The organism is Mesorhizobium sp. M7A.F.Ca.CA.001.10.2.1, from assembly GCF_003998575.1.
Taxonomy (GTDB): domain Bacteria; phylum Pseudomonadota; class Alphaproteobacteria; order Rhizobiales; family Rhizobiaceae; genus Mesorhizobium.
Genome location: NZ_RZQY01001269.1, coordinates 1 through 596 on the forward strand (window position 1 = coordinate 1; position 596 = coordinate 596).

Annotated in this window: 1 protein-coding gene; it reads left to right on the top strand. The window is 62.9% G+C overall.

Annotated features, from left to right (window positions below; translation table 11 throughout):
- Nucleotides 1-593, top strand: a 593-nt coding sequence (locus EN964_RS36570) for an autotransporter outer membrane beta-barrel domain-containing protein (protein ID WP_127277601.1), incomplete at its 5' end; no start/stop codon positions are given.
- Nucleotides 594-596 lie beyond the last annotated feature (3 nt).

Sequence of the window (596 nt, forward strand, 5' to 3'; positions counted from 1 at the left end):
GCATGGATATCAACGGCACCAGCGTCGGCGGCTACTGGACCCGGATCGGTCAGGGTGGCTGGTACCTGGACGGCGTCCTCATGGCCACCTTCTTCGGCGGAGACGCAACATCGTCGCGCGGCATCGGCATCGACGTCGGCGGGACCGGTGTCACCGCTTCGCTGGAAGGCGGCTATCCCATCGCGCTGGGGCAAGGCTGGACGCTTGAACCGCAGGCGCAACTGGTCTGGCAGCAACTGTCGCTCGACGATGCATCGGACCGCTTTGCTTCGGTTTCCTTTGATACCGACGGCAACGTGACCGGCCGGCTCGGCGCACGGCTGCAAGGCGAAACAACGATCAATGGCATGGCGCTGCAGCCGTACCTCAAGGCCAACATCTGGCACGATTTCGGCGGCACGAGCCATGTCAATTTCGACACCACCGATATCTCCACCGAGGGCAGATCGACCTCGTTCGAGTTCGGCGGCGGTGTGATCGCCAAGGTGACGGACAAGGTCAGCATCTTCGCCACCGGCGACTACACCACCAATCTCGGCGGCGACGAGCGTCGGATCCTCGAAGGCAATCTGGGGTTCAGCGTCAAATGGTAAGGC